At 57.6% G+C, this 1,575-nt stretch carries 1 protein-coding gene; it reads right to left on the bottom strand.

All coding sequences use genetic code 11. The features are described 5' to 3' along the window. Positions 1–1,310: AAA family ATPase (locus ASG00_RS07335; RefSeq protein ID WP_156456219.1), on the bottom strand; the 1,310-nt coding region annotated here is incomplete at its 3' end. Positions 1,311–1,575: the final 265 nt, after the last annotated feature.

Below are 1,575 nucleotides of genomic sequence, written 5' to 3'. Positions count from 1 at the left end.
CCCCCTTCGGCCTCGCCCTCGAGAATCACCACCTTCGCTGTCGGACGATAAGCAGCAAGATCGCCAACCAGGTCAAATACTGCTCTGTCGAGCTCGTCGTTTAGGTGAATCGGATTCGCCTGATTGACCTCAAACCCGGCTGTCGATGCCGTGGTCATATGGAAGACGCGATAGTTCGAGTTTCCGACCGCTTGGCGAAGCAGGGTGTCCGAGTGGGTTACCAGCCACAGTTGGTTATCCTGAGCTACTCCAAGATGTCGGTAGTAGAAGTCAGCGAATCCATGCAGAAGCCCGGGATTAAGGTGAAGTTCCGGCTCATCGAGCAAGATGATCGATCCTCGTGGGGTGGCGTTTCGCAAACGTAGATAGCCGTAGAGAATCTCCTTCTCGCCAGAGCTAAGTTCGTCAATATCGTGCGATCCACCGCCGGGAAAGAAGACGGGAAACTCTAGGCTGCCGCCGTCGAGTGGCCGCACGCCGTCATACCTCTTATCTGGGAAGAACGTCCTAAAGAGTTCGGAGAGCGTTTCGTTGATGCTTTCCTCTCCTAATTCGACACCAGACTCGCGAGCGATGAGGTCCCGGATGTAGCTCGATGCAAGCTCTGTTTTTACGTTCTGATACTTGGCTTGCCAGTTGTAGAGGCTCGACTGCCGCCGCTGATCTTGGAACGCGCGACTGTCCAAGTTGATACCACCGACATCTTGGCGGGTGTATGCCCGTGAGGCGCTGTGGTACTCGATCGTTCCGAGCGATTCGGGTGCATAAGTTTGAAACGCAAGTTGAGCAATGACGGAGCGCTCGACCAAGAGCTCGCCGGTCGGCTGGATCAGGACCGCAAGTTCCTGGACCGCTGCAGCGTTCTGTACAGCGGTGGCGAACTCCTGCACGACGGCATCGATCTGAGGGCGAAGAGCTGCGATCTGAGTCGCGACCGATACGCGACTGAAGCTCCAGTGGTCGGTGGGCTGCCCAGTGACCTGCTGCCATGCAACAGGGAAAGCTAGTTCCGTGACGTTTCTCCGGATGTACTCGAGCTCGGCACTGGAAAGCTCCAGCTGAGCTCGAACCTCGAGAGGTCGACTGGGATCGCGGAACATCCTCCGTAGCGCCTTGCGATCTTGGAGGTTGATCGCGAACTCACCAAACCACTGGTGGTATTCATTCGCGGCGTACCCGCCGTAGAGCGACTTGAGAAGTCTCACTGCGTCGAAGACGCAAGATTTCCCCGAGCCGTTCTGACCCGCGATCACTACGAAGCTTGATAGATCAGAAACTTCGAATCGGTCGACTGCACGCAAGTTTGACACGACTAACCGGTTAAACCGCACGGATCCCCCATTCCGCGATGTAAGTCCTCTTGCCCACGTTAGCGAACGCGCAGCGCGTGGAGTCCGAGCAACTACGACCGAGTCGACGTGATTTCTCGGTGCACGCAACTCTCGTCCGGCCGCGGCTGATGCCCAGCAGCGCAGCCTCGACTCTGCCCCGGCTTCCGATGACGCGACCAACCGAGAGGATTCGAGTCAACTCGCCGGCGACTCGCTCGGCGGCGAACAGAGATAGGCGATAGCG

It is taken from the genome of Microbacterium sp. Leaf351 (assembly GCF_001423825.1).
GTDB classification, from domain to species: domain Bacteria; phylum Actinomycetota; class Actinomycetes; order Actinomycetales; family Microbacteriaceae; genus Microbacterium; species Microbacterium ginsengisoli.
Note: the sequence above shows the minus strand (reverse complement) of the source record. Positions and strands in the feature narration are given on the sequence as shown.